22 protein-coding genes are annotated in these 25,518 nt (G+C 65.5%); 18 read left to right on the top strand and 4 right to left on the bottom strand.

Annotated elements, in window-relative coordinates; all coding sequences use genetic code 11:
* Positions 1 to 177 precede the first annotated feature (177 nt).
* The 15 genes from RND78_RS01855 to RND78_RS01785 all read left to right on the top strand — a co-directional run bounded on the left by RND78_RS01855 (position 178) and on the right by RND78_RS01785 (position 16,110).
* Entirely contained in the window at positions 178 to 1,836 is a 1,659-nt protein-coding gene (locus tag RND78_RS01855) for a methyl-accepting chemotaxis protein (RefSeq protein ID WP_312725561.1), read from the top strand.
* Positions 1,836 to 2,306: a chemotaxis protein CheW gene (locus RND78_RS01850; RefSeq protein ID WP_312725559.1), complete on the top strand. Its 471-nt coding sequence runs from the start codon at positions 1,836 to 1,838 to the stop codon at positions 2,304 to 2,306. Before RND78_RS01855 ends, RND78_RS01850 begins: the two co-directional genes overlap by 1 nt.
* A gap of 209 nt (positions 2,307 to 2,515) precedes the next feature.
* Entirely contained in the window at positions 2,516 to 3,457 is a 942-nt protein-coding gene (locus RND78_RS01845; protein WP_312725557.1) for a LysR family transcriptional regulator, read from the top strand.
* 105 nt (positions 3,458 to 3,562) lie between these two features.
* Entirely contained in the window at positions 3,563 to 5,017 is a 1,455-nt protein-coding gene (tcuA, locus tag RND78_RS01840) for an FAD-dependent tricarballylate dehydrogenase TcuA (RefSeq protein ID WP_312725555.1), read from the top strand.
* Positions 5,004 to 6,179 carry a tricarballylate utilization 4Fe-4S protein TcuB gene (gene tcuB / locus RND78_RS01835; protein ID WP_312725553.1) on the top strand — a complete coding sequence of 392 codons (1,176 nt, stop codon included), beginning with the start codon at positions 5,004 to 5,006 and terminating at the stop codon, positions 6,177 to 6,179. The genes tcuA and tcuB overlap by 14 nt, the downstream gene beginning before the upstream one ends.
* Positions 6,180 to 6,221: 42 nt before the next feature.
* On the top strand, positions 6,222 to 7,526 hold the full coding sequence (locus RND78_RS01830) for an MFS transporter (protein ID WP_312725552.1): 1,305 nt from the start codon (positions 6,222 to 6,224) through the stop codon (positions 7,524 to 7,526).
* A gap of 149 nt (positions 7,527 to 7,675) precedes the next feature.
* Positions 7,676 to 8,560 (top strand): MurR/RpiR family transcriptional regulator, encoded by an 885-nt coding sequence (locus RND78_RS01825; protein WP_312725549.1) that lies wholly within the window; start codon positions 7,676 to 7,678, stop codon positions 8,558 to 8,560.
* Positions 8,561 to 8,761: 201 nt separating this feature from the next.
* The gene (locus RND78_RS01820) at positions 8,762 to 9,610 is read left to right on the top strand and encodes a transporter substrate-binding domain-containing protein (protein ID WP_312725547.1); all 849 of its coding nucleotides are present in this window, start codon (positions 8,762 to 8,764) and stop codon (positions 9,608 to 9,610) included.
* A gap of 8 nt (positions 9,611 to 9,618) precedes the next feature.
* Positions 9,619 to 10,236: an urea carboxylase-associated family protein gene (locus tag RND78_RS01815; RefSeq protein ID WP_312725546.1), complete on the top strand. Its 618-nt coding sequence runs from the start codon at positions 9,619 to 9,621 to the stop codon at positions 10,234 to 10,236.
* A 9-nt stretch (positions 10,237 to 10,245) separates the two neighbouring features.
* Positions 10,246 to 10,887, top strand: a complete 642-nt coding sequence (locus RND78_RS01810) for an urea carboxylase-associated family protein (protein WP_312725545.1) — start codon at positions 10,246 to 10,248, stop codon at positions 10,885 to 10,887.
* A 3-nt stretch (positions 10,888 to 10,890) separates the two neighbouring features.
* The gene (locus RND78_RS01805; RefSeq protein WP_312725544.1) at positions 10,891 to 11,544 is read left to right on the top strand and encodes an amino acid ABC transporter permease; all 654 of its coding nucleotides are present in this window, start codon (positions 10,891 to 10,893) and stop codon (positions 11,542 to 11,544) included.
* Between the two features lies 1 nt (position 11,545).
* Complete coding sequence (locus tag RND78_RS01800) at positions 11,546 to 12,205, top strand: amino acid ABC transporter permease (RefSeq protein WP_312725542.1); 660 nt, start codon at positions 11,546 to 11,548, stop codon at positions 12,203 to 12,205.
* A gap of 19 nt (positions 12,206 to 12,224) precedes the next feature.
* Positions 12,225 to 12,908 (top strand): urea carboxylase-associated family protein, encoded by a 684-nt coding sequence (locus RND78_RS01795; RefSeq protein WP_312725539.1) that lies wholly within the window; start codon positions 12,225 to 12,227, stop codon positions 12,906 to 12,908.
* A 311-nt stretch (positions 12,909 to 13,219) separates the two neighbouring features.
* The gene (locus RND78_RS01790; RefSeq protein WP_312725537.1) at positions 13,220 to 14,458 is read left to right on the top strand and encodes an OprD family porin; all 1,239 of its coding nucleotides are present in this window, start codon (positions 13,220 to 13,222) and stop codon (positions 14,456 to 14,458) included.
* A 59-nt stretch (positions 14,459 to 14,517) separates the two neighbouring features.
* Entirely contained in the window at positions 14,518 to 16,110 is a 1,593-nt protein-coding gene (locus tag RND78_RS01785; RefSeq protein ID WP_312725535.1) for an argininosuccinate lyase, read from the top strand.
* A 14-nt stretch (positions 16,111 to 16,124) separates the two neighbouring features.
* On the opposite strand, the gene RND78_RS01780 is transcribed toward RND78_RS01785, so the two are convergent.
* Positions 16,125 to 17,366, bottom strand: coding sequence for a cation:dicarboxylate symporter family transporter (locus RND78_RS01780; protein WP_312725533.1), 1,242 nt, complete (start codon positions 17,364 to 17,366; stop codon positions 16,125 to 16,127).
* Positions 17,367 to 17,476: 110 nt separating this feature from the next.
* Here RND78_RS01780 and RND78_RS01775 point away from each other — a divergent pair, with 110 nt between their 5' ends.
* Positions 17,477 to 18,427: a LysR family transcriptional regulator gene (locus tag RND78_RS01775; RefSeq protein ID WP_312725530.1), complete on the top strand. Its 951-nt coding sequence runs from the start codon at positions 17,477 to 17,479 to the stop codon at positions 18,425 to 18,427.
* 32 nt (positions 18,428 to 18,459) lie between these two features.
* On the opposite strand, the gene RND78_RS01770 is transcribed toward RND78_RS01775, so the two are convergent.
* Together RND78_RS01770 and rlmE are read right to left on the bottom strand one after the other, a co-directional pair.
* On the bottom strand, positions 18,460 to 20,079 hold the full coding sequence (locus RND78_RS01770) for a methyl-accepting chemotaxis protein (protein WP_312725528.1): 1,620 nt from the start codon (positions 20,077 to 20,079) through the stop codon (positions 18,460 to 18,462).
* A gap of 684 nt (positions 20,080 to 20,763) precedes the next feature.
* Positions 20,764 to 21,384, bottom strand: a complete 621-nt coding sequence (gene rlmE, locus RND78_RS01765) for a 23S rRNA (uridine(2552)-2'-O)-methyltransferase RlmE (protein ID WP_059227726.1) — start codon at positions 21,382 to 21,384, stop codon at positions 20,764 to 20,766.
* 245 nt (positions 21,385 to 21,629) lie between these two features.
* Here rlmE and RND78_RS01760 point away from each other — a divergent pair, with 245 nt between their 5' ends.
* Together RND78_RS01760 and RND78_RS01755 are read left to right on the top strand one after the other, a co-directional pair.
* On the top strand, positions 21,630 to 23,279 hold the full coding sequence (locus tag RND78_RS01760) for an NAD(P)/FAD-dependent oxidoreductase (RefSeq protein ID WP_312725521.1): 1,650 nt from the start codon (positions 21,630 to 21,632) through the stop codon (positions 23,277 to 23,279).
* A complete protein-coding gene (locus tag RND78_RS01755) occupies positions 23,279 to 24,007 on the top strand; it encodes an RNA methyltransferase (RefSeq protein ID WP_312725519.1) in 729 nt (242 codons plus the stop codon). Before RND78_RS01760 ends, RND78_RS01755 begins: the two co-directional genes overlap by 1 nt.
* A gap of 492 nt (positions 24,008 to 24,499) precedes the next feature.
* On the opposite strand, the gene RND78_RS01750 is transcribed toward RND78_RS01755, so the two are convergent.
* Positions 24,500 to 25,399 carry a LysR family transcriptional regulator gene (locus RND78_RS01750; protein ID WP_312725517.1) on the bottom strand — a complete coding sequence of 300 codons (900 nt, stop codon included), beginning with the start codon at positions 25,397 to 25,399 and terminating at the stop codon, positions 24,500 to 24,502.
* Positions 25,400 to 25,518: the final 119 nt, after the last annotated feature.

Below are 25,518 nucleotides of genomic sequence, written 5' to 3'. Positions count from 1 at the left end.
AAAATATTTATTGGAATAATCCAGCGCAACTTCGATAAGTATCTGCCATTCATCCCCATGGCCTAAGGCCACTATAAATTTGAGAGACCGCGATCCGAAAGACTGACTATTGACGCCACTATCCCGTCGTCGACCTTGGCTCGCCGTTGTCGCCAGCCATTTCAGCAGGAGCTCAAGATGTTCAAGAATTTCCGGATCGGCACTCGCCTCATCGTCTCTTTCATCGCTGTCGCGGCCATCAGCCTGGTCGTCGGGGTGGTTGGCCTGAACAACAGCGGCCAGATCAACGACCTGGCGACCCAGCTCTATGAGCGCGAGTTGCTTGGGCTGTCCTATATCAAGGAGGCCAACCTCAACCTCGTCTTCATCGGCCGCGCCCGCAGCAACTACCTGCTGGCGACCTCCGAGGAAGATCGCAGCCACGCCCAGGCGGAAGTCAAGCTGGGCCTCGCCAACGTCCGGGAAAACCTGGCCAAGGCTCGCCCGCTGTTCGCCAGCGAAGCCTCGGCGACCAGTTTCCGCCAGATCGACGAGCTGCTCACCAGCTATACCTCCCAATTGGACAAGGCCATGGCGATCGCCCATGACAGAGCCCTGCGCGAGGCCGATCCCGAGCTGGACAGCCAGCTGGTCAGCGTTCGCCGCTATGGTGACCAGGTGGGTACGCTGATGACCGAGCTGTCCAAGCGCAAGGAACAGAACGCCAGCGACGCCAACGATCTCACCGATCAGCTCTATGCGCGCAGCCGGGTGATGCTGATCGGCATCATCGCCATCGGCGTGGCGTTCGGTGTGCTGCTCGGCTTCCTGATGAGTCGCAGCATCACCCGGCCGCTGCGCGCTGCCGTTGATGTTGCCGATCGCCTCGCCGCCGGTGACCTGACCCAGCGTATCCAGGCCGAAGGCCGCGACGAGACCGCCGCGCTGCTGCGCGCCATGGATGGCATGAGCCAACGCCTGGCGCAGATCATCAGTGACGTGCGCAGCGCCTCCGATGGCCTGGCCAGCGCGTCCGAAGAAATCTCGGCCACTGCCCAGAGCATCAGCCAGGCGAGCACCGAGCAGGCGGCCTCCGTGGAAGAGACCAGCGCCAGCGTCGAGCAGATGTCGGCCTCCATCGCCCAGAACACCGAGAACGCCAAGGTCACCGACGGCATGGCCGGCAAGGCCAACCGCGAGGCGAACGAGGGTGGCCAGGCGGTACGCGACACCCTGGTCGCCATGAAGACCATCGCCGCCAAGATCGGCATCATCGATGACATCGCCTACCAGACCAACCTGCTGGCCCTCAATGCCGCCATCGAGGCCGCCCGCGCGGGCGAACACGGCAAGGGCTTCGCCGTGGTGGCATCCGAGGTCCGCAAGCTGGCCGAGCGCAGCCAGGTGGCCGCCCAGGAAATCAGCAATGTGGCCCAGGGCAGCGTGGCCCTGGCCGAGCGGGCCGGATCGCTGCTGGATGCGATGGTGCCCTCCATCAGCAAGACGTCCGATCTGGTGCAGGAAATCACCTCCGCGTCGGAAGAGCAGAGCTCCGGCGTGGAGCAGATCAACAGCGCCATGCTGCAGCTCAGCCAGGTGACCCAGCAGAACGCCTCGGCCTCCGAGGAGCTGGCTGGTACCGCCGAAGAGATGAGCAGCCAGGCCGAGCAGCTCCAGCAACTGATGGAGTTCTTCACGCTCAGCAGCGCCCCGGCCGCACCGCGGACGGCAACGCCCGCGGCCGGTCGGTCGGGCTCCGGGCTGGCCGAGCGCGCCTCGGCGCTGATCGACGGCACCCGCCGCGCGCCCCTGGGTGGCGTACCCGCCGGCTTCGCTCGCTTCGAGGAGCACGCCTGATGCTGGCCCGCCAGTTCCTCACCGTTCAGCTCGCCGGCGAACGCTATGGCATGCCAACCTGTGGCGTGCGGGAGATCATCGAGTACGGCGCGGTGACCAGCGTGCCCCTGCTGCCACCGGCGTTGCGTGGCGTCATCAATCTGCGTGGCGCCGCCGTGCCGGTGCTGGACCTGGGCGTCCAGCTGCGCAACCAGCTGACCCAGACCTGTCGCCGCAGCTGCATCGTGGTGCTGGAAAGCCGGATCGAAGGCGTCACCGAGGTGTTCGGGGTGGTGGTGGATGCGGTGTGCGAGGTGCTGGAGATCGCCGACGAGGACATCGAGCCAGCGCCGCGCTTCGGTGCCTCGATCCGTACCGACTTCATCCACGGCATGGCCAGGCAGGGGCCGACGTTCGTCATCCTGCTCGACATGGATCGGGTCCTTGGCGAGGACGATCGCGCCTTGCTCGCCGCTGCGAACGCTGCCTGAGCGCCAGCGCTCCGCCCCTCAATCTGGCCATCCGGTGCTCACCCGACCTGACACGGGGGGCACCTGGGTGAAACCGCGGCAACGTAAAAACTTCCGTATCCTTGGGTCGGCATCTGCGATCCTTACGGGCCTGCCACCATCCTTTTCCAGCCAGTGGTCAGGGCTTGCGGCGGGCAGGCTTCAACGGCCGAGAGGGTTGTGAACCTTTTATGGAACTACGTCAGCTGCGCTACTTCGCCAAGGTCGTCGAGATGGGGAGTCTTGGGCGTGCCGCACTCGAACTAGGGATCGGTGCTTCGGCACTGAGTCAACAGCTCACGCGGCTCGAGCAGGAGCTCAGCATCCGATTGCTCAACCGGACCTCGCTGGGCGCCTCGCCCACACCGGCCGGCATGGCCTTTCTGCATCATGCTCAACTCACCCTGCGTCAGGCCGACTACGCCGTGCAAGCCGCCCAGCGCGACCGCCTGAGAGGTTATGTCAGCGTCGGCCTTCCGCCGACCGTGGCCAGCGTTCTGGCACTGCCCTTGATCGAGGCCCTGCGGAGACGCTATCCGGACATACAGCTGCATTTGGTGGAGATGCTGTCTGGCTATCTGGGTGCCCAGCTCAATGCCCGCCAGCTGGATCTCGCCGTGGTGTTCCAGCCGGATCCTGGCCGCCGCTGGACACTGCACCCGCTGCTCGACGAAGCCCTCATCCTGCTGCATGCGCCAGGACTGACCGGGGTGCCGGCGGGCGACAGCCTATCGCTGGCCGCCCTGGGGCGGCTGCCCCTGGTACTGCCCAGCATGCAACACGGCCTGCGCAGCGGCCTGGCGGCGGCCATCGACACCCTTGGACTGGATATCAACGTGGTCATGGAAGTCGATGGTCTAGCGACCCTGATGAAAGTGGTTCGCCAGGGACTCGCCGCGACCATCCAGCCGGGTTCCGCAGCGGCCCACGCCTACGCCGAGGGCTTGGGCGCCATCCCCCTGCTCGATCATCCGCTGCAGCGTCGCAACCTGCTCGCCAGTCTGGCGGACGACGAGCTTTCCCCGGCCGCCCTGGCAACGCGGGTGGTGATCCTGGAGGTGGTACGCCGGCTGGTCGGCGAAGGCCGCTGGCCGGGCGCCACCCTGCTGGATGCCGGCGCTCCTCCCCTTTAGCAAAACTAAAGCCCTCCCCCCGGGCGGCCCCTGTCGGTCGTGCGCTGCTCTTGGCTAAGGTCCGTGGCAAACAAGGCCACCTTGGCCAGCCAATGAGGATTCACGATGATCGACGTTCTGGTGGTCGGGGGTGGCAACGCCGCCCTTTGCGCTGCGCTGATGGCACGGGAGGCGGGGGCGAGCGTCCTGGTACTGGAGGGCTCGCCCCAGGTCTGGCGCGGCGGCAACTCCCAGCACACCCGCAATCTACGCTGCATGCACGAGGCACCGCAGGACGTACTGGTAGAGGCCTATCCAGAGGAGGAGTTCTGGCAGGACCTGCTCAAGGTCACCGGCGGCCTCACCAACGAAGACCTGGCCAGGCTGGTGATCCGTGCCTCCGCCACCTGCCGCGACTGGATGCGCAGCCACGGCGTGTACTTCCAGCCACCGCTCTCCGGCGCCCTCCACGTCGCGCGCACCAATGCCTTTTTCATGGGCGGCGGCAAGGCGTTGATGAACGCCTACTACCGCAGCGCCGCCCGAATCGGGGTCGGCATCCGCTACGATGCGCCGGTCTCCCATGTCGAATTGCAGGACGGCCGTTTCGTCGCCGCCCATCTGCCGGCGCGCGACGTGGATGGGGTGGCCCTGCCCGCCGAGCGCATCGAGGCACGCACCTGCGTGCTGGCCGCTGGCGGTTTCGAATCCAACCGCGACTGGCTGCGGGAAGCCTGGGGCCAGAACGAGCGCGGCGAATGGCCGGCCGATAACTTCCTGATCCGCGGCACGCGCTTCAACCAGGGCGTGCTACTCAAGCAGTTGCTGGCCGAGGGTGCCGACGCCATCGGCGATCCCACCCAGGCGCACATGGTCGCCATCGATGCCCGCGCGCCGCTGTATGACGGTGGTATCTGCACCCGCATCGACTGCGTATCCCTCGGGGTCGTGGTGAATCGCGATGGCGAGCGCTTCTATGACGAGGGCGAGGACTTCTGGCCCAAGCGCTATGCCATCTGGGGCCGCCTGGTGGCGGGCCAGCCGGGACAGATCGCCTACTCCATCATCGATCGCAAGGCCATCGGCCGCTTCATGCCGCCCGTCTTTCCCGGCACCTTGGCCGGCACCCTGGAGGAGCTCGCCGCGAAACTCGAGGTACCGGTCGAGCGCTTTCTCGCCACCGTCTCCGCCTATAACGACGCCTGCCAGCCGGGCAGCTTCGACCATACCCAGCTGGACGACTGCCATACCCAGGGCATCAGCCCCGCCAAGACCCACTGGGCCCGCCCTTTGGACACGCCGCCCTATTACGCCTATGCCCTGCGCCCGGGCGTGACCTTCACCTATCTGGGGCTCAGGACCGATGCCACCGCCGCGGTGCATTTCGGCGGCAGGCCAAGCCCCAATCTTTTCGTGGCCGGCGAGATGATGGCCGGCAACGTGTTGGGCAAGGGCTACACCGCAGGTGTCGGCATGAGCATCGGCACGGCCTTCGGTCGCATCGCGGGCGCGCGGGCAGCCGCGGCCGCGGGCCACCTTTGTGCCTTCGTAGCACGGGGATACGACCATGCAGCCGCTTGATACCCGCCCCCTGCAAGAGCAGGCACCCCGGCTCATCGAGCTGCTCACGCTCGAAGAAAGCGAAGTCGATCGTCAGCTGCGCATCTGCAACGCCTGCCGCTACTGCGAAGGCTTCTGCGCGGTCTTTCCCGCCATGACGCGGCGCCTGGAATTCGCTCCCGCCGACGTCCACTACCTGGCCAATCTTTGCCACAACTGCGGCGCCTGCCTGCACGCCTGCCAGTACGCGCCCCCGCACGAATTCGCCGTGAACATTCCCCAGGCCATGGCCAAGGTTCGCGGCCAGACGTACGCGCAATATGCCTGGCCAGCCGCCTTCGGCCGGCTCTACCAACGCAACGGCCTGACCCTGGCCCTGGCGACTACCGGCGGGCTGGCCCTCTTTCTCCTGCTTGCCCTGGCAGTGCGGGGCACCCTGTTTCCCGGGCCTCTCGCGGGCAACTTCTATGCGATCTTCCCGCACAATCTGCTGGCCTCGATGTTCGGCGGGGTATTCGCGCTGGTGGTGCTGGCCCTGGCCATCGGCGTTGGACGCTTCTGGCGCGGTATCAGTCCGCCTGCGACCACCGCCGACCCGGTGTCTCCCCTGGCGGCCGGTGCCGAGGCAGCCGATGCCGTGCTACGGCTGAAGTACCTTGATGGTGGCCACGGCGAGGGCTGCAACAACGAAAGCGACCGCTTCACCCTGTGGCGGCGGCGCTTCCACCACTTGACGTTCTATGGCTTCCTGCTGTGCTTCGCCGCCACCTCGGTAGCCACCCTCTACCACTACCTGCTGGCCTGGGAAGCGCCCTATCCGCTGCTCAGCGCGCCCGTCCTGCTCGGTACCGCCGGAGGCGTCGGTCTCGTCGTGGGTCCGGCGGGTTTGCTATGGCTCGGTCTGCGTCGGGACCCACGGCAGGGCGATGTCACCCAACGACCGATGGATCGCGCCTTCATCCTGCTGCTCCTGCTGGTCAGCCTGACCGGTCTGGCCCTGCTGGCGGGACGGGACACCGGCGCCATGGCCGCCCTGCTGGCCATCCACCTCGGCGCCGTCATGGCGTTCTTCCTCACCATGCCCTACGGCAAGTTCGCCCACGGCATCTTCCGCAGCGCGGCATTGCTCAAGCATGCCATCGAAAGACGTCAGCCCGACCGCCTGCGCCTCGGTGCCGACTGAATCGCTCGCCCTCACCACAAGAACAATGATGGAGCACGAAAGATGTCCTCAGACAGTACCCGCACCCCCTCGAAGATAGGCGCCATCCTGCGCGTCACCAGCGGTAATTTCCTGGAGCAGTTCGACTTCTTCCTCTTCGGCTTCTATGCCACCTACATCGCCCGGGTGTTCTTCCCGTCCGACAGCGAGTTCGCCTCGCTGATGATGACCTTCGCCGTGTTCGGCTCGGGTTTCCTGATGCGCCCGCTGGGCGCCATCGTGCTGGGCGCCTACATCGACCAGGTCGGCCGACGGCGTGGGCTGATCGTGACCCTGGCCATCATGGCCAGCGGTACGGTACTCATCGCCCTGGTCCCGGGTTATGCCCAGATCGGCTTGTGGGCACCGGCCCTGGTGCTGCTCGGCCGGCTCCTGCAGGGCTTCTCGGCCGGCGCCGAGCTCGGCGGCGTCTCGGTCTACCTCTCGGAGATCGCCACGCCTGGGCGGCGAGGCTTCTATACCAGTTGGCAATCCGCCAGCCAGCAAGTCGCCATCGTGGTCGCCGCCGGGCTGGGCTATGCACTCAATGCGACCCTCAGCGCCGAGCAACTGACCGATTGGGGCTGGCGCCTGCCCTTCGTGGTCGGCTGCCTGATCGTCCCCTTCATCTTCTTCATTCGTCGCTCGCTGGCGGAAACCGAGGAATTCAAGAAACGTCGCCATCACCCCAGCGCCGCCGAGGTGTTTCGCTCGATGAAACAGAACTGGGTCCTGGTCGTGGCTGGCGGCCTGCTGGCCTCCATGACCACCACCACCTTCTATCTCATCACCGTCTACACCCCCACCTTCGGTCGCACCGTGCTGCACCTGAGCGCCAGCGACAGCCTGATCGTCACCCTGCTGGTCGGGGTCTCCAACTTCATCTGGCTGCCCATCGGTGGCAGCGTTTCCGATCGCATCGGTCGTCGGCCACTGCTGCTGGGTATCGCCAGCCTGGCGCTGCTCACGGCCTACCCGGCGATGGCCTGGCTAGCCGCCGCGCCCAGCTTCGAGCGGATGCTGGCGGTACTGCTCTACTTCTCCCTGTTCTTCGGCTGCTACAACGGCGCCATGGTGGCGGCCCTCACCGAAGTCATGCCGGCCGAGGTGCGCGTCGCCGGCTTCTCGCTGTCCTTCAGCCTCGCCACGGCGCTGTTCGGGGGCTTCACCCCGGCGGTCTCGACCTTCCTGGTCAACGCCACCGGCGACAAGGCCTCGCCGGCCTTCTGGCTGATGTTCGCCGCCCTGTGCGGGCTGGGCGCTACGCTGGTGCTCTACCGGCGACGCCACCCCCGGGAAGCGCTCGAAGAGACCCCGGCGCTACGCTGAGCCTCGTCACCGCCCCGGTGCGCCCGCGGTCCGGCTCCGCTCCGTGCCAGGTCAACGCCTGGCCGTCATGCCCTTGACCCGGGAGGGCTACGCTCACCGCGGGCTTCCCGCTAGACTGCCGGGAACGCCCCGCGGACCCGAACTCTTCGATGCCTCTCTCCGACACGCCCCAGCCAATGACCTCGACTTCGCTGGAAAGTCGGATCAAGGCACGCTACGACCAGATGTCCGCCGTCGAGCGGAAGCTGTCCGACGTGATCCTCGCCGCTCCCGGGCATCTCGCCATGCAGACCGCGACGGAACTGGCGACCAGCGCCGGGGTGTCCAAGGCCACCGCCACCCGCTTCTTCCGCTCCCTGGGCTACGTCTCCTACGAGGAGGCACGCCGCCAGGTCCGGGAGCTGCGCGGCGGCGGCTCGCCGCTGTATCTGCAGGACCGCGGCGCGGCAGCGAACACGGCGGCCGACCTGCTCGCGCAGCACCTCGAACGCGAGGTCGCCAATATCCGCCAGACCTACCAGTCGCTGCACCAGGCCGAAGTCTTCGAGGCGGTGAAGGCCATCGCCGGGGCACGCCGGGTGGTGGTCATCGGTTTTCGCCACGGCCAGACCATCGCCCAGATGTTTCGAACCCATCTGATCCAGGTACGGGGGGACGTCGTCCTGCTGCCCTCGCCGGGCGACAGCCTGGCGGAATACCTCGCCGCGCTCGGCAAGGACGATGTCGCCATCTGCATCGGCATCCGGCGGCGGATGCCCTCGCTCGAGAAGGCTATGGGCGTCATGAGCGAAAGCGGGGTACGCCTGCTCTACCTCGCCGACGTCCTGGCGGGCAGTCCGGCCCGGCTGGCCACCTGGGTGATCCGCTGCCACACCGAAAGCACCCTGATGTTCGATAGCAATGCCAGCGTCTCCGCCGTCACCAATCTTCTCTGCTCCTTGGTCGGCAGGGAGTTGTCAGGTGGCAAGGCGTCACACCTCGAACGGGTCGAGCGCCTGCACCAGGCGCTGGATGAGCTGGATGTCGGTCACTGATGCACCAACGGGATACAGCCTGCACCAGGGTGAAGCAGCCGTAGTGAAAGGCGTCGAAGCCAAAGAAACTTATGTTTCAGAAAAACTAATAAAGAAACACTTGTTTCTTCAATGACTTGCCTCGGTCTGCCGCTCCGGCGACCTGGAATGGCATGCTTTCTGCGATGGCAGCCTGGTCCTTCCCCACGACCCAGGCGCCCCATGAAAACCTTTCGCTGCCCTTCCGCTCTGACCTTCTCGGCCCTGCTGCTCGGGCTCGGCCTGCTGGGTTCCGCCAGTGCCGACACCCTCGACGACGTGAAGGCCAAGGGCAAACTGGTGGTGGCCATCGACCCCACCTTCGCCCCCTACGAATACACCGACGAAAGCGGTGCGATCGTGGGCTACACCCCGGAAATCATGAAACGGGTGGCAGCCAAGCTCGGCGTCGAGCTCGACTACCAGAAGATGGCCTTCAGCGGCATCATCCCTTCGCTGATCGCCGGCTCGGTGGATGCCGAAGGCTCCTCGCTGAACGTCACGGCGGAGCGGGCCGCCAAGGTGCTCTTCACCGTGCCCTTCGGCAAGAGCGTCAACGCCGTGCTGACCCGAGCCGATGACACCCGGCTCAAGGGCGGCCCGCTCACCGTCGAGTCGCTGGCCGGCCTGACCGGAGCCGTCAAGTCCACCACCGCCCCCGAACAGTTGCTCAAGCAGTTCAACAGCGAATTGAAGGCGAAGAATCTCGCGCCGATCAAGCTGGTCAGCGTCGACAGCGTGGACCAGACCCTGGCGGCGCTCATGACGCGCCGCGCCGACTTCGTCTTCGACGACATCACCGTCCTGGGCGGGCTCGCCAGGCAGCTGCCGGGCAAGGTGAAGCAGGCCGGCGAGCTGGGCGACAGCCAGTGGATCGCCTGGGCCACGCGCAAGAACGACGAGCGCCTGAACCAGGTGATCAGCGACGAGATCCTCGCCCTCAAGCAATCCGGCGAACTGAAGACCCTGCAGCAACGCTATCTCGGGGTGAGCTTCGACCTGCCTTCCCGCGACTTCATCCCCAGCAAGTGAGTCTCTCCATGTCTTGCAACGTCCATCAGGTGCACGTGCCGGCCGGACACGGCCGGACCTTCGAAGTCCGTGCCGGCCAATACCTCACCATCATCGACACTGAAGGCCAGCAGGCGGCGGATTTCGTCGCCGTGGTCCTGGGTGACACCCGGGAACAGCTGTCGCCGGTCCACACTCGCCGGGCGCTGAACTCGCTGTTCTTCACGGTCGGCGACCATCTCTACGCCAACACTGGCGAGCCCCTGCTCGAAGTCATCGCCGACAGCATCGGCGTCCACGATGCCAACGTGCCCGCCTGCGATCCGACGCGCTTCAGCATCGATTTCGGCGTGGACGGCCATCGCAACTGCCTGGACAACCTGCACGAAGGCCTGGCGGAGTACGGCGTCCTGGCCGTGAACGTGCCGGAACCCTTCAACCTGTTCCAGAACGGCCCGGTGACCGCGGACGGCCGCATGCAGGTGACCGACCCGCAAAGCCAGGCCGGTGATCATGTGGTGTTCAAGGTGCTCAAGGACCTGGTGTGCGCCGTTTCGTCCTGCCCGCAGGACATCATCCCCGGCAATGGCCTGCACGTGACCCCCATCGATATCCGGGTCACCGACACCCTTCCCACGCCAGTCTGAGGACCGACCATGCTGCTGATGAAAGAACCCCAGGGCGATCGTGCGCCCCTCCCACCCCAGCGCGTCGACGTCGCGGCCGGCAGCGCAGGCTCCATCGCCGTGAAGCGCGGCCAGCTGCTGCGGATCGAGGCGCTGGAAGACGGCGCCGTCGCCAGCCTGTTCGGCTTCAGCGAAGCGGACCCGCAGGTGCATCTCTCTGTCCATCACACCCGGGTGTTCAGCAATTCCTATGTACTCGGCTCGGGCATGCGCCTGGTGAACAACCGACGCCGGCCCGTGATGGTGCTCGGCAAGGACAGCCTGGGCACCCACGATCTCCTGCTGCCGGCGTCCACCAGCGCCTTCCTGAGTAGCAAGGGCTACACGGGGACCGGCTGCGTCGAGGCGCTGCAGGCCGAGTTGGAGCGCCTGGGTCGGCAGCAGCCCAAGCTACCGGATCCGATCAACCTGTTCATGCACGTAGTGCTGGAGCGTGACGGCAGCATCCGTCCGCAACCGAACAGGACCAAGGCCGGCGACCGGATCACCTGCCGGGTGGTACAGGACATGCTATTCGTGGTCTCCACCTGCTGCACGGGCATTCCCGGCAACGATCAGGTCGCCGCCGTCGCCCTGTCGGTCGCGGAAAGCCTGAGCGATTTTCCGGAATAGCCCGTGCTGGAACAGCTGCTCAAGACCCTGCCGGAGCTTGGCCCGGGACTCCTGGTCACGCTGGAATTGACGCTCGCGGCCGCGGTGCTGAGCTTCGTCATGGGCCATGTCATCTGGTGGCTGCGGCAGCGCCGCGCCTGGCTGCCCAGTCGCCTGGGGCACCTGTACGTCAGCCTGATGCGCGGTACGCCCTCCATCGTCCAGCTGTTCCTGGTGTTCTTCTCGCTGCCGCTGCTGGGGCTGGGTGGCAAGCCGCTGCTGGCCGCGATCCTGGCGATCGGGTTGAACAGCGCGGCCTATACCGCGGAAATCCTACGGGCCAGCTATCGCACCCTCTCCAAGGGGCAGAGCGAAGCCTCCCTGGCGCTGGGCATGTCCCGCTTCCAATGCTGGCGCCATGTGCTGGCCCCCCAGGCCTTGCGCGCCAGCCTGCCCGCGCTGGTCAACGAATTCACGCTGATCGTCAAGACGACGCCGCTGGCCTCCGTCATCGCGGTCACGGAGCTGACCTATGCCGGACAGCTCATCATCGCCCGTACCTACGAAGCCACGCCGGTGATGCTGCCGATCGTCGCCGGCTACCTGCTGATCTGCTGGCCGATCCTGCTGCTGGCACGGCGCCTGGAGCTGCGCTTCAACCCGGCGAGGAGTCACTGAGATGGATCTGGGCATTCTCGCGAGGTACCTGCCCCAACTGCTCGAGGGGCTGCTCTACACCCTACAGCTGTCACTGATCAGCGCCCTACCCGCACTGGCCTTCGCGTCCCTGCTGGCCTGGATCGGCTTGCGCAGCCGCAGCCCGCTGCTCAGGGTCCTGGCGCGCGGCTACACCAACTTCATCCTTGGGCTACCCCTGCTGGTGCTGATCTACGTGCTGTTCTTCATCCTGCCGGAATACGGGCTCACGCTGTCGTCGCCGGTGGTAGGCGTCACGGCCCTGACCCTCTACTACGGCCCCTATCTGGCGCAGGTGCTGCGCGCCGCCTTCGCGGCCATTCCCGGAGGCCAGTTCGAAGCCTGCAGCGCCCTGGGGATGTCGCCCTGGCAGAGCTTTCGCCATGTGGCCCTGCGTCAGGCCCTGCCGGTCGCCATTCCACCCGCGACGGGACTCTTCATCGGCCTGCTGAAGGATTCCGCGCTGCTCTCGGTGGTGTCCGTGGAGGAGTTCATGTACGCGGCCAAGCAGGCCATTTCGGAAAGCTACGCTCCGCTGGAAATCTACCTGGCGGTAGCCCTGAGCTACTGGCTGGTCACGCTCGTCATCGATGCCGCTGCGGGCGCCTGGGAGCGCCGCCTCACTCGCCATCGCCATCTCTAGTCATTCTCGAGGATCGTCCATGTCTCATCCGTCCAGTTCCATCGTCGTTCCCGCCGGTCACGGCAAGGCGGTCCGGCTCCGCGCCGGCCAGAGCGTCCAGGTCATCAACACCCACGGCACCCAGGTGGTCGACTGCTGGGCCTGGAATGCCTACGACCTCAATGAATACATGTGCATGGAGGCCACGCGGGTCTACACCCAGCACCTCAATCCGGTAGTGGGCGACAGCTTCGTCACCAGTGAGCGCCATCCGATCCTGACCCTGGTCGAAGACACCTCCCCAGGGGTTCACGACACCTTCATGGCGGCCTGCGACCGGCGGCGCTACGAGTTGCTCGGCTGTACCCACTACCACAGGAACTGCGCCGATAATCTGTTCGAGGGCATGCTGGAACTGGGCGTCACCCCGCCACGACGCAACCTGGCCTCGTTCAATATCTTCATGAACATCAGGGTGCGGCCGGACAATATCCACCTGGATACCCTGCCCACCGTCACCCGGCCGGGTGATTTCATCACCCTGCGCGCGGAAATGGATTGCTTCGTCGCCTTCTCGGCCTGCCCGCAGGACATCGTTAGCATCCAGGGGGACGGCGACAACACGCCCAAGGACGCCGAACTGCGCATCCGCGACGAGGCCTATGACCAGGTCCCGGTTCGCGGGCCGTGGATTCCTGCGCACCTGGTGAAGACGGCGCCCTGACGCCGCGGCCCGCCGGAAAGCACCTCGCCACCCGTCGGCGGCGAGGTACAGCGCTTGAGCTGCATAGGCCTCAGCACGCCGCCCAGCGATGCCAAACCCGCTCGGCTGCATGACCCTTCATGAAAAGCTAAATTTCCTGATCCCTAAGCCTTCAGCCAGGAACAGGGATATCCTGATACCTAAAATGTATCGAATACGAACTTTACATATATTTTTAATCTTTCGATAAAGCTCTTAAGGTTCCTCCCGTGAACTCGCAAGGCTTCACGCAGACACGCGACCAATAACAATAACGCGTCAAGGAACCTCCCATGCGCCCAGCTCCCCTCGCCTTCGGGGTCGGCACCGCCGCCCTCGCCTCCTTCCTTCCCATCGACGCCTTCGCCGACTTTCTCGCGGACAGCAAGGCCGAACTGGAACTCCGCAACTTCTATTTCAACAGTGACTATCGCCAGTCCGGCGCCCGGCAGTCCAAGCGCGAGGAATGGGCCCAGGGCTTCATTCTCGATTACCAGTCCGGCTTCAGCGAAGGACCGGTCGGCTTCGGGGTCGATGCCCTCGGCATGCTGGGCCTGAAGCTGGACTCCGGACCGGACCGCCAGAACACCGGCCTGCTCCCGGTCGGCGACGATCGAGCGCCCGATGAGTACAGCAAGCTCGGCCTGACCGGAAAGGTTCGGGTATCCAAGAGCACGCTCAAGGTGGGCACCCTTATCCCGCGGATGCAGACGGTCCGCAGTAGCGACTCCCGCCTGCTGCCGCAGACCTTCCAGGGTGTCCAGTTGCTGTCCAAGGAAATCGAGGGGCTGACCTTCAACGCCGGACGCCTCGCCCAGAATCGCGTCCGTAACGACAGCGCGAACGAGGACATGACGGCAACCGGCAGCGGGCTTACCGGTGGCCGCACCAGCGACAGGTTCGACTTCGCCGGGGCGAGCTACCGCTGGAGCAAGGCGCTCACTACCCTCTACGACTACGGCCGCCTCGACCAGAACTACGAACAGCATATGTTCAACGTCCTGCACGTCCTGCCGGTCGGCAAGCACCAGTCGCTGGAAACCGATCTGCGCTACGCACGCTCGCGCAAGGCTGGTTCCAGCAACGTCGACAACGATGCCTACGGCGCCAAGTTCACCTACAACCTCGGCCACCACGCCTTCGGCGTGGCTTACCAGCAGATGGACGGCGAGACCGGCTTTCCCCATCTCAACGGCACGGATTCGTACCTGGTCAACTACGTGATGCTGTCGCCGGACTTCGCCAATCCCGGCGAGCGCTCCTGGCAGGTGCGCTACGACTACGATTTCGCCGCCCTCGGCCTGCCGGGACTCGCCTTCATGACGCGCTATCTGAAGGGCGACCACTTCGAGGGGCCGGGCGGTGTCGCGGGCCGGGAGTGGGAGCGGGACACGGAACTGGAATACAGCTTCCAGACCGGCGCGCTGAAGAACTTCAAGGTGCGCTGGCGCAACGGCACCTACCGCAGCCGCAATGACACGGCCCTCGATCAGAACCGGCTGATCCTCAGCTACACCCTGCTCCTGCTCTGAACCTGTCGCCGGTGCACCTCCGCGCCGGCCCCGATGCAGCCTCGAAAGGACCTTCATCCATGCCCGCTACCCTGCGTTTACTGCCGCTCGCCCTGCTGATCGGCCTGGCCACCGGCGACCTGGCCATGGCTGCCAACACCGCCGACGCCCCCTGCAAGACCACCGCCGAATGCCAGGCACAGGTCGCCAAGATCGGCGGCACCGTCGAGCACAGCGGTGCCCGCGCCGGCGGTGTCGAAGACCAGTTCGACTGGTTGAATCGCATCAACAAGGCATCCATCGTGATGCTCACCGAGGAAGGCATCGTCGCCCCGGACATGGGGCGCAAGATCGCCGGCGGTGTCGAGTACGCCATCGACCAGGGCCGCCAGCCGGACGGCAAGCGGCCCAGCGACATCCTCCAGGTGGAACGCATCATGACCGACAAGATCGGCCCGGAGGCCTCGCTGATCCACTCGGGCCGCAGTCGCCAGGACATCTACGCCACCTATCGACTGGCATCCCTGCGCGGCCAGGTGCTGGCCTATGCCGACGCCATGGACGCCACCCGTCAGCGACTCCTGAAGCTGGCAGCCGCCAATGTGGATACCCTGGTGCCCGCCTATACCAACGGCGTCCAGGCGATGCCGATCTCCTACGCCCACTACCTGCTCGCCTACGCCGACTCCTTCGCCCGTGACGCCCAGCGCATCGCCCAGCTCTATCAGCGTCTCAACCTCAGCCCCATGGGGACTGCGGTGCTGGCCAATTCCGCCTATCCGCTCAACCGCGAACGCCTCGCCACGCTGCTCGGCTTCGATGGCGTGCGCCAGAATTCGCTGGATTCCAGCCAGGTCTCCACCTACGACATCCCCATCGAGGCCGCCGACATCGCCGCCTCCTCGGCGATCAGGCTCGGCGCGATGATTGGCGACATCCATACCCAGTACCACCAGATCCGCCCCTGGCTGCTGCTGGACGTAGGCTCCACCTACACCAGCAGCGCCATGCCGCAGAAGCGCAACCCCGGACTGCTGATGCGCACCCGCGAAGCCGCCTCCGATACCATCGGCCTGGCGCAGACCATCACCCTGCGCGCGCACAACGTGACCACCGGCATGACGGACTACAAGTTCGCCTTCGACGACCTCGACTTCTACGGTTCGGCCATCGACATGTTCACCAGCATGGACCGTGTCCTCGATGCCCTGACGGTCAACCCGCAGCGCGCCCTGGAAGAGCTGGAGAACGAATGGACCACCTCGATGGAGCTGGCCGACACCCTGGAGCGTGCCCATCACGTGCCCTTCCGCATCGGTCACAGCTTCGCCTCGCTGATCGTCACCGAGGCCCGCAACGAAGGCTTCACGCCCAAGACCTTTCCCTTCGCCAAGGCCCAGCAGCTCTACACCCAGGCCGCCGAGAAGTACCAGTGGAAGGAGACCAGGTTGCCGCTGCAGGAAGGTGAGTTCCGCACCGCCCTCTCGCCGACCAACATGGTCAAGACCCGGGTCGGCACCGGCGGCCCGCAACCCGCCGAGGTACAGCGCCTGCTCGGCGAGGCCAAGCAGGCGCTGCAGGCCGACGTGGACTGGACCAAGGCAAGGCGCCAGCGCCTGGCCGAAGCCGATACCGCGCTCGACCAGGCCTTCGGCAAGCTGCTGAAGAACTGAGCGGCCAGCGCCGCTCAGGAGGCGAGCGCCGCCGCCAGGCGCGGTCGGTCCAGCGTCCCCTGCCAGCGCGCCAGCGCCAGGCAGGCGACGCTATTGCCCAGCACATTGGTCAGCGAGCGGCACTTCATCAGTCGCTCGACGCCCAGCAACAGGCCGACCGCCTCCACGGGAACGAAGGGCAGGATCGACAGGGTCGCTGCCAGGGTCAGGAACGCCGAGCCGGCGATACTGGTGGAGCCCAGGGTGGTGATCAGGGCAACCACGACGAAGACCGCCAGTTGCTCTGCCGTGAGCTCGACGCCGGCGAACTGCGTCAGGAACAGCATCGCTACCGCGACGTACAGATTCGAGCCGGCCAGGTTGAAGGTGTAGCCGGTGGTAAGCGATAGCCGTACCAGCTCCGTCGGGCAGCCGCCCTGCTCGAGACGGCCGATCAGCGCCGGCAGGGCGGCGACCGAGGACCCGGTGACCGCCACCAGCAACAGCTCGCGCCTCAGCCAGACGATCAGCCGCAGCAGGGAAAAGCCGCAGAGACGCGTGACCAGCGCCAGCACGCAGGAGACGAAGCAGAGCGCCGCCAGATAGACCGCGACCAGGAACTTCAGCAGCGGCCATAAGGAAGCGCCGCCGTAGCGGGAGACGGTGAATGCCATGGCGCCGAAGGCCGCGATGGGTGCCAGGCGGATGAACAGCCGCAGCAGCCGCAGCAGCAGTGCCAACCCCCGCTCGATACCGGCGAGGCACGGCGCTCCGCGCTCGCCCGACGCGCGCAAGGCGAGCCCCAGTAGGATGGCCAGGCAAAGCGTTGGCAGCACGGCGCTTCGGGTGAAGGCGTCCACCAGGGTGTCGGGAAGGGTGTCGATCAGCGCGAGCAGCGGCGTCGGCGCGGGCAGCAGAGGATCCACCGGCTCGGCGCCAGTCCAGTCAACCCGTACGGGCCCAGGCCAGGCAGAGGTGCCCGGGTGCATCACCAGACCGACGACCAGCCCAACCAGCAGGGACAGCAACGACATGAGCTGGAAATAGAGGATCATGCGTTTGACGATGGCACCGGCGCCGGTCCCCAACCGGGCGACAGCCGAGACGATGAGGGCGAACATGAGCCAGGGAATCACCCAACCGAGGGTGCGCAGAAACAGATCGCTCAGGGGCTTCATGGCACTCGCCAGCTCGGGGCGCCAGAGTCCGAGTAGCAGGCCGCACACCAGGGCCACGCCTATCTGAACACTGCCATTGCGAGCGAGCCGCGCGATCATCCGGACTCCTGCCGATTATTGTTATCGTGTGGGTGGCGATCCCGGCACGGCGTCAGCCCATCCTAACCGACCAGCTCCTCCCGCTGGCAGCCAAGAAATCGAGCGAGCGAATGGAACTGCGGCATCTGCGTTACTTCGTCACGGTAGCCGAAGAGCAGCACTTCACCCGGGCCGCTGCGCGCCTGAACATGCAGCAGCCGCCGCTCAGTCAGCAGATCCGCGCCCTGGAGGACGAACTGGGCTTCGCCCTCTTCCTCCGTCATCCCAAGGGCGTCGCCCTGACCGCCGGGGGCGCCGCCTTCCTGCTCGAGGCCCGGGACATCCTGGCACGGGTCGGCCAGGGCGCGCATCGGGCCGCCCGCGTCGCCCGGGGCATCGACGGTACGCTGGCGCTCGGCTTCACCAGCTCGGCAGCCGCCCACACTCTGATACCCGGCATCATCCGCGCCTACCGGGACAGCTATCCCGACGTGGAAATCGCCATCGCCGAAGACCATGCCCAAGGCCTCACCCAGCGGGTCGCCGAGGGGCGGCTGGACGTCGGTATCCTGCGTGCCCCGGTCGGCGCACCCGAAGGTGTCGCCTATCATCGGCTGCTCAACGAACCCATGGTGCTGGCCTTGCCGAGCAACCATCCGCTGATCGCCGACGCCAGCGATGAGGCGCTGGAACAGCTGAGGCAACGGGGACTGCCGCTGGCCGCCCTGGCCAGCGACAATTTCATCCTGGTGCGCAAACCAGGCGCGCCGGGCATGTACGCCAAGCTGCTGGACGCCTGTCGCCATGCCGGCTTCGAGCCAAGGGTAGCCTTCGAGGTCGACCGCATGCTCACCAACCTGAGCTTGGTAGCCGCCGGTGCAGGCCTCTCCGCGGTACCCGCCTCCATGGCCGAGATCCACCGAGCCAGTATCTTCTACTGCCCCATACGCGGGGCCCGTCCACGCCTGGCAGCCCCGATCACCCTGGCCTGCCGTGCCTTCAATCCCTCGCCCGCCCTGCAGAATTTCATCGCCCTGGCCAGGGAGCGGGCGGGCCGGCCTCGGCGCTCGAGCCGGCGATAGGCTCTCCAATTCTCCTTTTGATCGCTGCAGAGCTAAAGGCTGAAGCGCGCCACCTGGCGCTCCAGCCCACGCGCCAGATCGGCGAGGGACTCGCTGGTGTGCAGGATGCTCTGCACCTCTGCCCGGTCGCGCTCTGACATCTGGGCGGTTTTTTCTACACTTCGCGCCACGTCCTGGCTGGCGGCATTCTGCTCACGCAGGGCGAACGAAATCTGGTCCACCACCTGGACGACCTTGGTAGATCCGTCCCGAATGCCGATGATGGCGTCCCCTGCCTGAGCGGCTTGGTCGACCCCACGCTCCACCTCGCTGACCCCTACCTGCATGTTGCTCACGGTCTGGCGGACGCCCTCCTGAATCTTTTCGATCATCCCCGCAATTTCCTGAGTGGAATTAGCGGTACGTTGGGCAAGCAGGCGGACCTCATCGGCCACCACGGCGAAGCCGCGGCCTTGCTCTCCAGCCCGGGCCGCTTCGATGGCAGCATTGAGTGCGAGCAGATTCGTCTGGTCCGCAATCCCTTGGATCACGCTGACGATCGAGGAAATATGATCGGAGTGCTGCCCCAATTCGCTTATCTGTTCCGCGGACTTCTGTACGGTCTGGGCAATGCTGTTCATGCTGTATACCGTCGCCTGTATGACCTCTCCGCCTTCACTGGACTGTTGGCCCGACTGAGCACTGAGGCGATGGGCTTCCTCGGCGCTTTCCGTGACGTGACTGATGCTGACCGACAGTTCCTCGATGGTGGCGGCCATGGAGGACGCGGAGCTCGACTGCTCGGTCGCTGCCCCCGCAAGTTGCTGGGACGCCCCATTGATCTGGGTAACGGCCTGCCCCAACTGGTGTGCGGCCACCCCTATCTGTTGCACCATGTCCCTCAGGCTGCCCTGCATACGAGCCAATGCCCTAGGCAGCTCGTCATTGCTATTGGTGTCTATCGCCGTGTTGAGTCGGCCCTCGGCCACCGCGTTAGCGGCGTCGATGGCCACTTGCAAGCGGCCACGGGTCCCGCGCCCCAGCGAAAGCGAGATGATCAGCGCCAAGATGGCCGCTACGACACCACCCCCGCAGAGGATCTGCACCAGGTGCCTGTTGGCGGCCTCCAGGGCTTGATCGCGGACTCCCAGCAAGGTGGTTTCAGTATCAGCCATCTGCGCGACCAGCTTACGCAGCCCATCCATCTTGACCTTGTCCCGTGCTTCGGCAACGCGGGCGACCAGGGAGAGATCCGGTGCACCCTGCGCCTGTGCCTGGCGTTGGGCGAGGATCGGCTGGATGTCCTCTTGCTCCCAACGGGCTTCCAGCGCCCTTAGCTCAGCGATGCGCTGCTGCTGCTCCCGGTTATCCGCCGTCAGGTCGGCGAGGCGTTGTACATGCGCACCGAAGTCCCGGACGCCATTCTTGAGAGGCTCGAGAAATTCCTCGCGACCGGTTATGACATAGCCGCGCATGCCGGTCTCGATATCCACCAGTTTCTGGAGGGTGAGATCCAACTCTCGCAGCACGTCGTAGGTATGGACGTTCCAGCGCGTGGACTCCTGCATCCGGGCGAAGCCCACATAGCTGATTCCTATGAGAGCGGTAATGATGACGACCATGGCCAGAAAGCCACCATGGATCCTTTGCGAAATACTCAAGCGAGCGAACATGGCAGCACCCGGACGGTTATTGTCACAATATTTGTTACGATTTATACGTCATCGTATCGCCTGACCAAAACTTGAATCGCCTGGCGTGAATCGTTCTTCCAGGTCGTTTTTTGGCAGGGGTTGGTAATGCCACCTGGGATGCAGCGTGTGACGGCTTTCGCGTTGGCGACGAAGACGAAGCGTTAGGTATGCCTCTGGCGCCATGGAATATTCGGAGTTGAGAGTGCCGGCCTCTCGGGTAGGCGGCAGCTGCACTGCCCTACCATGACTCGCCGAGGGGTGGACGGGCACTCGTATCCGGCGTTCCCGTTAGCCGCTGTCGTCGTCCCGTTCAGGTCGCCGCTCTGCGATCAGGTCACACGGCCTGCGCGCGCTCTACCAGGCGGAAACAGTGGCAGGACACGCTGCTTCAGCCTGCGCACGAATAACCGCCTTCGCCTTATCGACAAAGCCAACGCGCGGCCCGTGGTAGTGGGCGTCGCGCGCGGTGATGCGTCCGCTTTCGACTTTCAACTCAGCGAAGAAACGACAGGTTCAAACGATATCCCTGTCGGCCCAACGGGCATGAGATTCGACCGCGAGGCGATCTCCCCCAGATTACCTCTGGCCAGACCAATGCTCAGCCGGTACAGGAAGATCTGCCCTGTCCCAGCTCTGTCGACGCCCCCCGACGATGGAGGCTGCTCAGCCCTTGAAACCCTTGCCCACCAGATAGACTTCACGCGAGCGGGGGCGCGAGGCTTCGGGCTTGCGGATCGAGACCTTCTCGAAGGAGGTACGCACGTCTTTCAGGAAGACATCGGAGCCTTCGCCCTGGAACACCTTGACCACGTAGTTGCCGCCGGGCTTGAGCACCTGGCGCACCATGTCGAGGGTCAGTTCCACCAGGTACATGGCGGCGGCCTGGTCGGCGGCCGCGACACCGCTGATGTTGGGGGCGATGTCGGAGACGATCAGATCGGGCTTGCGGCCATCGAGTACGCCGAGGATCTTCTGGAAGACGGCATCGTCGGTGAAGTCGCCCTGGACGAAGTCGACGTTGTCCAGCGCGCCCATGGGCAGGATGTCGGTCGCCACCACGCGCCCCTGCTCGCCGACGATGCCGCCGGCCACCTGCGACCAGCCACCGGGGGCCGAGCCCAGGTCCATGACCAGCATGCCGGGGCGGATCAGCTTGTCCTTTTCGTTGAGCTCGATCAACTTGTAGCTGGAGCGCGAGCGCAGGCCGTCTTTCTGAGCGCGTTTGACGAAGGGATCGTTGACGTGTTCATCCAGCCAGCGACGGCTGCTTTTGGATCTTTTCATGTTGGAGCTACCACGGGAAAGCGGGTGAGGAGCGGACGCACGCCAAGCCTGGCCGGCCGCGAAGTGGCGGCGATTATAAGCCGATAACGTCGCGGGACGAATCAGGGATCGCCAGGCCGACCGCTGGCCGGCCCGCCCGAGCATCCATCGTCCCGGCCTGACAGCGCCGGGACCGGCGGGTACAATCGCCGCCCTACCCCTCCTCGTCCCTTCCTTTGCCGGAGTCACCGGCCAGGATTCTTGCCATGATTCGCATCAACGAACTGTCCCTGCCACTCGACCACACCCCCGCCGAGCTGCGCCAGGCCATCCTGGATCGCCTGAAGCTGCGCGACGCCGATCTGCTGAACTTCACCGTGTTCAAGCGCAGCTACGATGCGCGCAAGAAGAACAGCGTCATCCTGTTCATCTACATCATCGATCTGGAGGTCCGCGACGAGGCGGCGGTGCTGGCGCGCTTCGCCAACGACCTGCAGGTACGTCCGGCGCCGGATACCGGCTACTACCCGGTTGGCCAGGCGCCGGCGACGCTGACCGAGCGCCCCCTGGTGGTGGGTTTCGGTCCCTGCGGCCTGTTCGCCGCCCTGCTGCTGGCCCAGATGGGCTTCAAGCCCATCGTGCTGGAGCGCGGCAAGGATGTCCGTAGCCGCACCAAGGACACCTGGGCGCTGTGGCGCAAGAAGGTGCTGACGCCCGAGTCCAACGTGCAATTCGGCGAAGGCGGGGCCGGATTGTTTTCCGACGGCAAGCTCTACAGCCAGATCAAGGACCCGAAGTTCTACGCGCGCAAGGTGATGCATGAATTCGTCCGCGCCGGCGCGCCGGAAGAGATCCTCTACGTCAGCAAGCCGCACATCGGCACCTTCCGCCTGACCGGCGTGGTGGCGGCCATGCGTGAGGAAATCATCGCGCTGGGTGGCGAGGTCCACTTCGAGAGCAAGGTGACCGACCTGCTGATCGACGACGGCCAGCTCGAGGGCGTGGTGCTCGCCAATGGCGACACCCTGCACAGCCGCCACGTGGTGCTCGCGCTGGGCCATAGCTCCCGCGATACCTTCCGCATGCTGCAGCGCCAGGGCGTGTTCATCGAGGCCAAGCCCTTCGCCATCGGCTTCCGCATCGAACACCCCCAGGGCATGATCGACGAGGCCCGCCTGGGCAAATACGCCGGCCACCCGGAACTCGGCGCCGCCGACTACAAGGTGGTCCATCACGCCAAGAATGGCCGCGCCGTGTACAGCTTCTGCATGTGCCCGGGCGGTACCGTGGTGGCCGCCACCTCCGAGCCGGGTCGGGTCGTCACCAACGGCATGAGCCAGTACTCGCGCAACGAGCGCAACGCCAACTCCGGCATCGTGGTGGGCATCAATCCCGAGCAGGACTTCCCCGGTGATCCGCTGGCCGGTGTCGAGTTGCAGGAACGCCTGGAATCGCGCGCCTTCGAACTGGGGGGTAGCGACTACTGCGCGCCCGGCCAGCTGGTCGGCGATTTCATTCGCGGCGTGCCCTCCACCGCCTTCGGTGAGGTCGAGCCCTCCTACAAGCCCGGCGTGCGCCTGGGCGACCTGGCGCCGTCGCTGCCCACCTACGCCATCGAGGCCATCCGCGAGGCGCTGCCCGCCTTCGGCAAGCAGATCCGTGGCTTCGACCGCCATGACGCCATCCTGACCGGCATCGAGACCCGCACCTCTTCGCCGGTGCGCATCACCCGTGATAACGACAGCCTGCAGAGCCTGAACCTGCGCGGCCTCTACCCGGCCGGTGAAGGCGCCGGTTATGCCGGCGGCATCCTCTCCGCCGGCGTGGATGGCATCAAGGTGGCCGAGGCCCTGGCCAGGTCGATGCTCGCCGATGCCGACGCGCTGCACGCCCCGCTCGACCGGGCCGCTGGCTGATGAAGCTCGACGACATCAAGAAACTCCACCAGAAGAAGTACCGCGCCGAATTCGGTCACTTCCTGGTGGAGGGCGAGCACCTGGCGCTGGAGCTGCAAAAGGCCGCGCTGAGTAATCCCCGGTTACTGCGGGCCGAACTCTATGTGACGAGCGCCTACGAGCACTGGCAGAGTCCGTTCCGGACCCACTTGGTCAGCGAGCGGCAGATGGCGCAAATCGCCGATACCAAGACGCCCCAGGGCATCATCGCCGTGGTGCCCATGCCTACGCCCGAGCAGGCCGTAGCCGCGACCGATGGCGAGCGCGCCCTCTACCTGCACGAGATCCAGGACCCCGGCAACCTGGGCACCATCCTGCGCACCCTGGCCTGGTTCGGCCGCTTCCGCTGCCTGCTCAGTCCGGGCAGCGTCGACCCCTACAACCCCAAGGTCGTCCGCGCCAGCATGGGCGCCATCTTCCACACCCCGCTGGAACTCGACGTCGAACTCGCCGGCCTGCCCGAGCGTTTCCCGCGCATCGCCTGCCTGGACATGCAGGGCGCGCCGATCCAGTCGGCCGGGTTCCAGACCTTCGACTGCTATCTGTTCGGCAACGAAGCCCGCGGCGTACCCCGGGAGCAGCTCACCGCGCTGAACGCCCAGCCCTTCACCATCAGCGGTTCAGGTGCCATCGAATCCCTGAACCTGGCGGCCACGGTGAACCTGTGCGTCTATGAGTTGAGTCGATAGGCTCAGGACCTTCAGCCCAGGTCGGTCAGTCCGGATCGCCGGTCACGCTGTGAGGCCTTGAACCCAGGGTCATGGGGCGCGGCCGGACCTGAGCCCTTCCCAAAAGGTTGGCGCGGAGGCCACCACAGGCTTGGGCCGTTCCAGCGCCGGCGGCAGTATCGATGCCGCCGGCCAAGAGCCCCTCGGCGCGATCGAGTGGTATCGATCGCCCATCCGCTCCTCCCGGCGAGCGCCATCCGAGAGGCGTCGCGAGACGTGCCCAGCCTCGGCGACGTTGGCCAGCGAAAGCCTGCCCGCTGCGGCACCTGTTGCACGACCCGGGGATGCGCTAGCGTAAGCTCTGTACGAAAAATGCCTGCGCTCGGTGATGCTTCGTTGAAAAAGGCTTCGGAATGCTCATTTACCACTCGTAAGCCCGAGCGCGGGTCCGATCCGCTTCCTCAGCCTTTTTCGCCTCGCCTAACCGTCGCTCGGCGACTTTTCGTACAAAACCTAATGCATGATGAACTTGCCGAAGTCACAGGTTCCCAACGCGATCTCCATGATCCCGCCGAGGAAGGGGTCCGTCTCCGCTGGGCGGTAGATCACCTGGTATTGCAAGGGCGGCAAGGCCGGAGTCACGTCCAGGGCTACCAGTTGGCCGCCATCGATCATTCGTTGCAGTGAACGACGCGGCAGGTAGGAAGTGGCGAGACCGCTGACCGCCAAACCGATTTGCGCCAACAGGTTGTTGCAGAAGATCGCCCGGCTCACGTCCAGGCCTTGTTCGCGAAACCACTGCCCGTATGCCCGCCCCATGCCCGACTGCCCGCTTTGCAGTGCCAGCGTACGCTCCGCCAGCGCGGATACTGGCAGCTGCCGCAGGTTCCCCGCCTGGCCCGGCGCGCACAGCCAGGCGTTTTCCACCGCAGCGAGCGGCTCGCTGGCGAACCGGTGATTGGAGAAAATGTCCGGGACGATGATCAGGTCGATGGAGTTGCTCTCGAGGCGCGAGTACAGCACGGTGCTGATATCCACTTCCGGAAGGATCTCCACCTTCGGGTAGCGCTCGCGAATGCCGTGCACCAGATCTGGCAGCCAGGTAAGCGCCGTCAACTCGGTCACTCCGAGGCGTAGTTTGCGCTGCAGCGTCGCGGGGCTTTCGAGCGTCTGGAGCAATACATCGCGCTGCGCGAGCAAGGGCTCGGCCAGGCGTGAAAGCTGCTCGCCCAGCGGCGTGAGGAGTGCGCGCCGACCGCTGCGGTCGAACAGCGCCTGCCCGTAGCGGCCTTCCAGGTCCTGGATGCGCTTAGATACGGCCGACTGGGTGGTGTTGAGATGATCCGCGGCAGCATCGAAGCTCCCCAGTCGGGCCACCCAGTACACCGCCTCGACCTGCTTGATCGTGATCACCAGGGTCTCCCTGCACATGCGTAAATACGATGAATTCCCCGGACAAAATATCGTTATTTATTCGATACCTCCATCGGTAACGTCGGTGACACCTCTCTTCACCCCGTTAAGGCCCTGTC

It is taken from the genome of Pseudomonas oryzihabitans (assembly GCF_032027545.1).
Lineage (GTDB): Bacteria > Pseudomonadota > Gammaproteobacteria > Pseudomonadales > Pseudomonadaceae > Chryseomonas > Chryseomonas oryzihabitans_F.
This window is presented reverse-complemented; position numbering and strand designations above follow the sequence as displayed.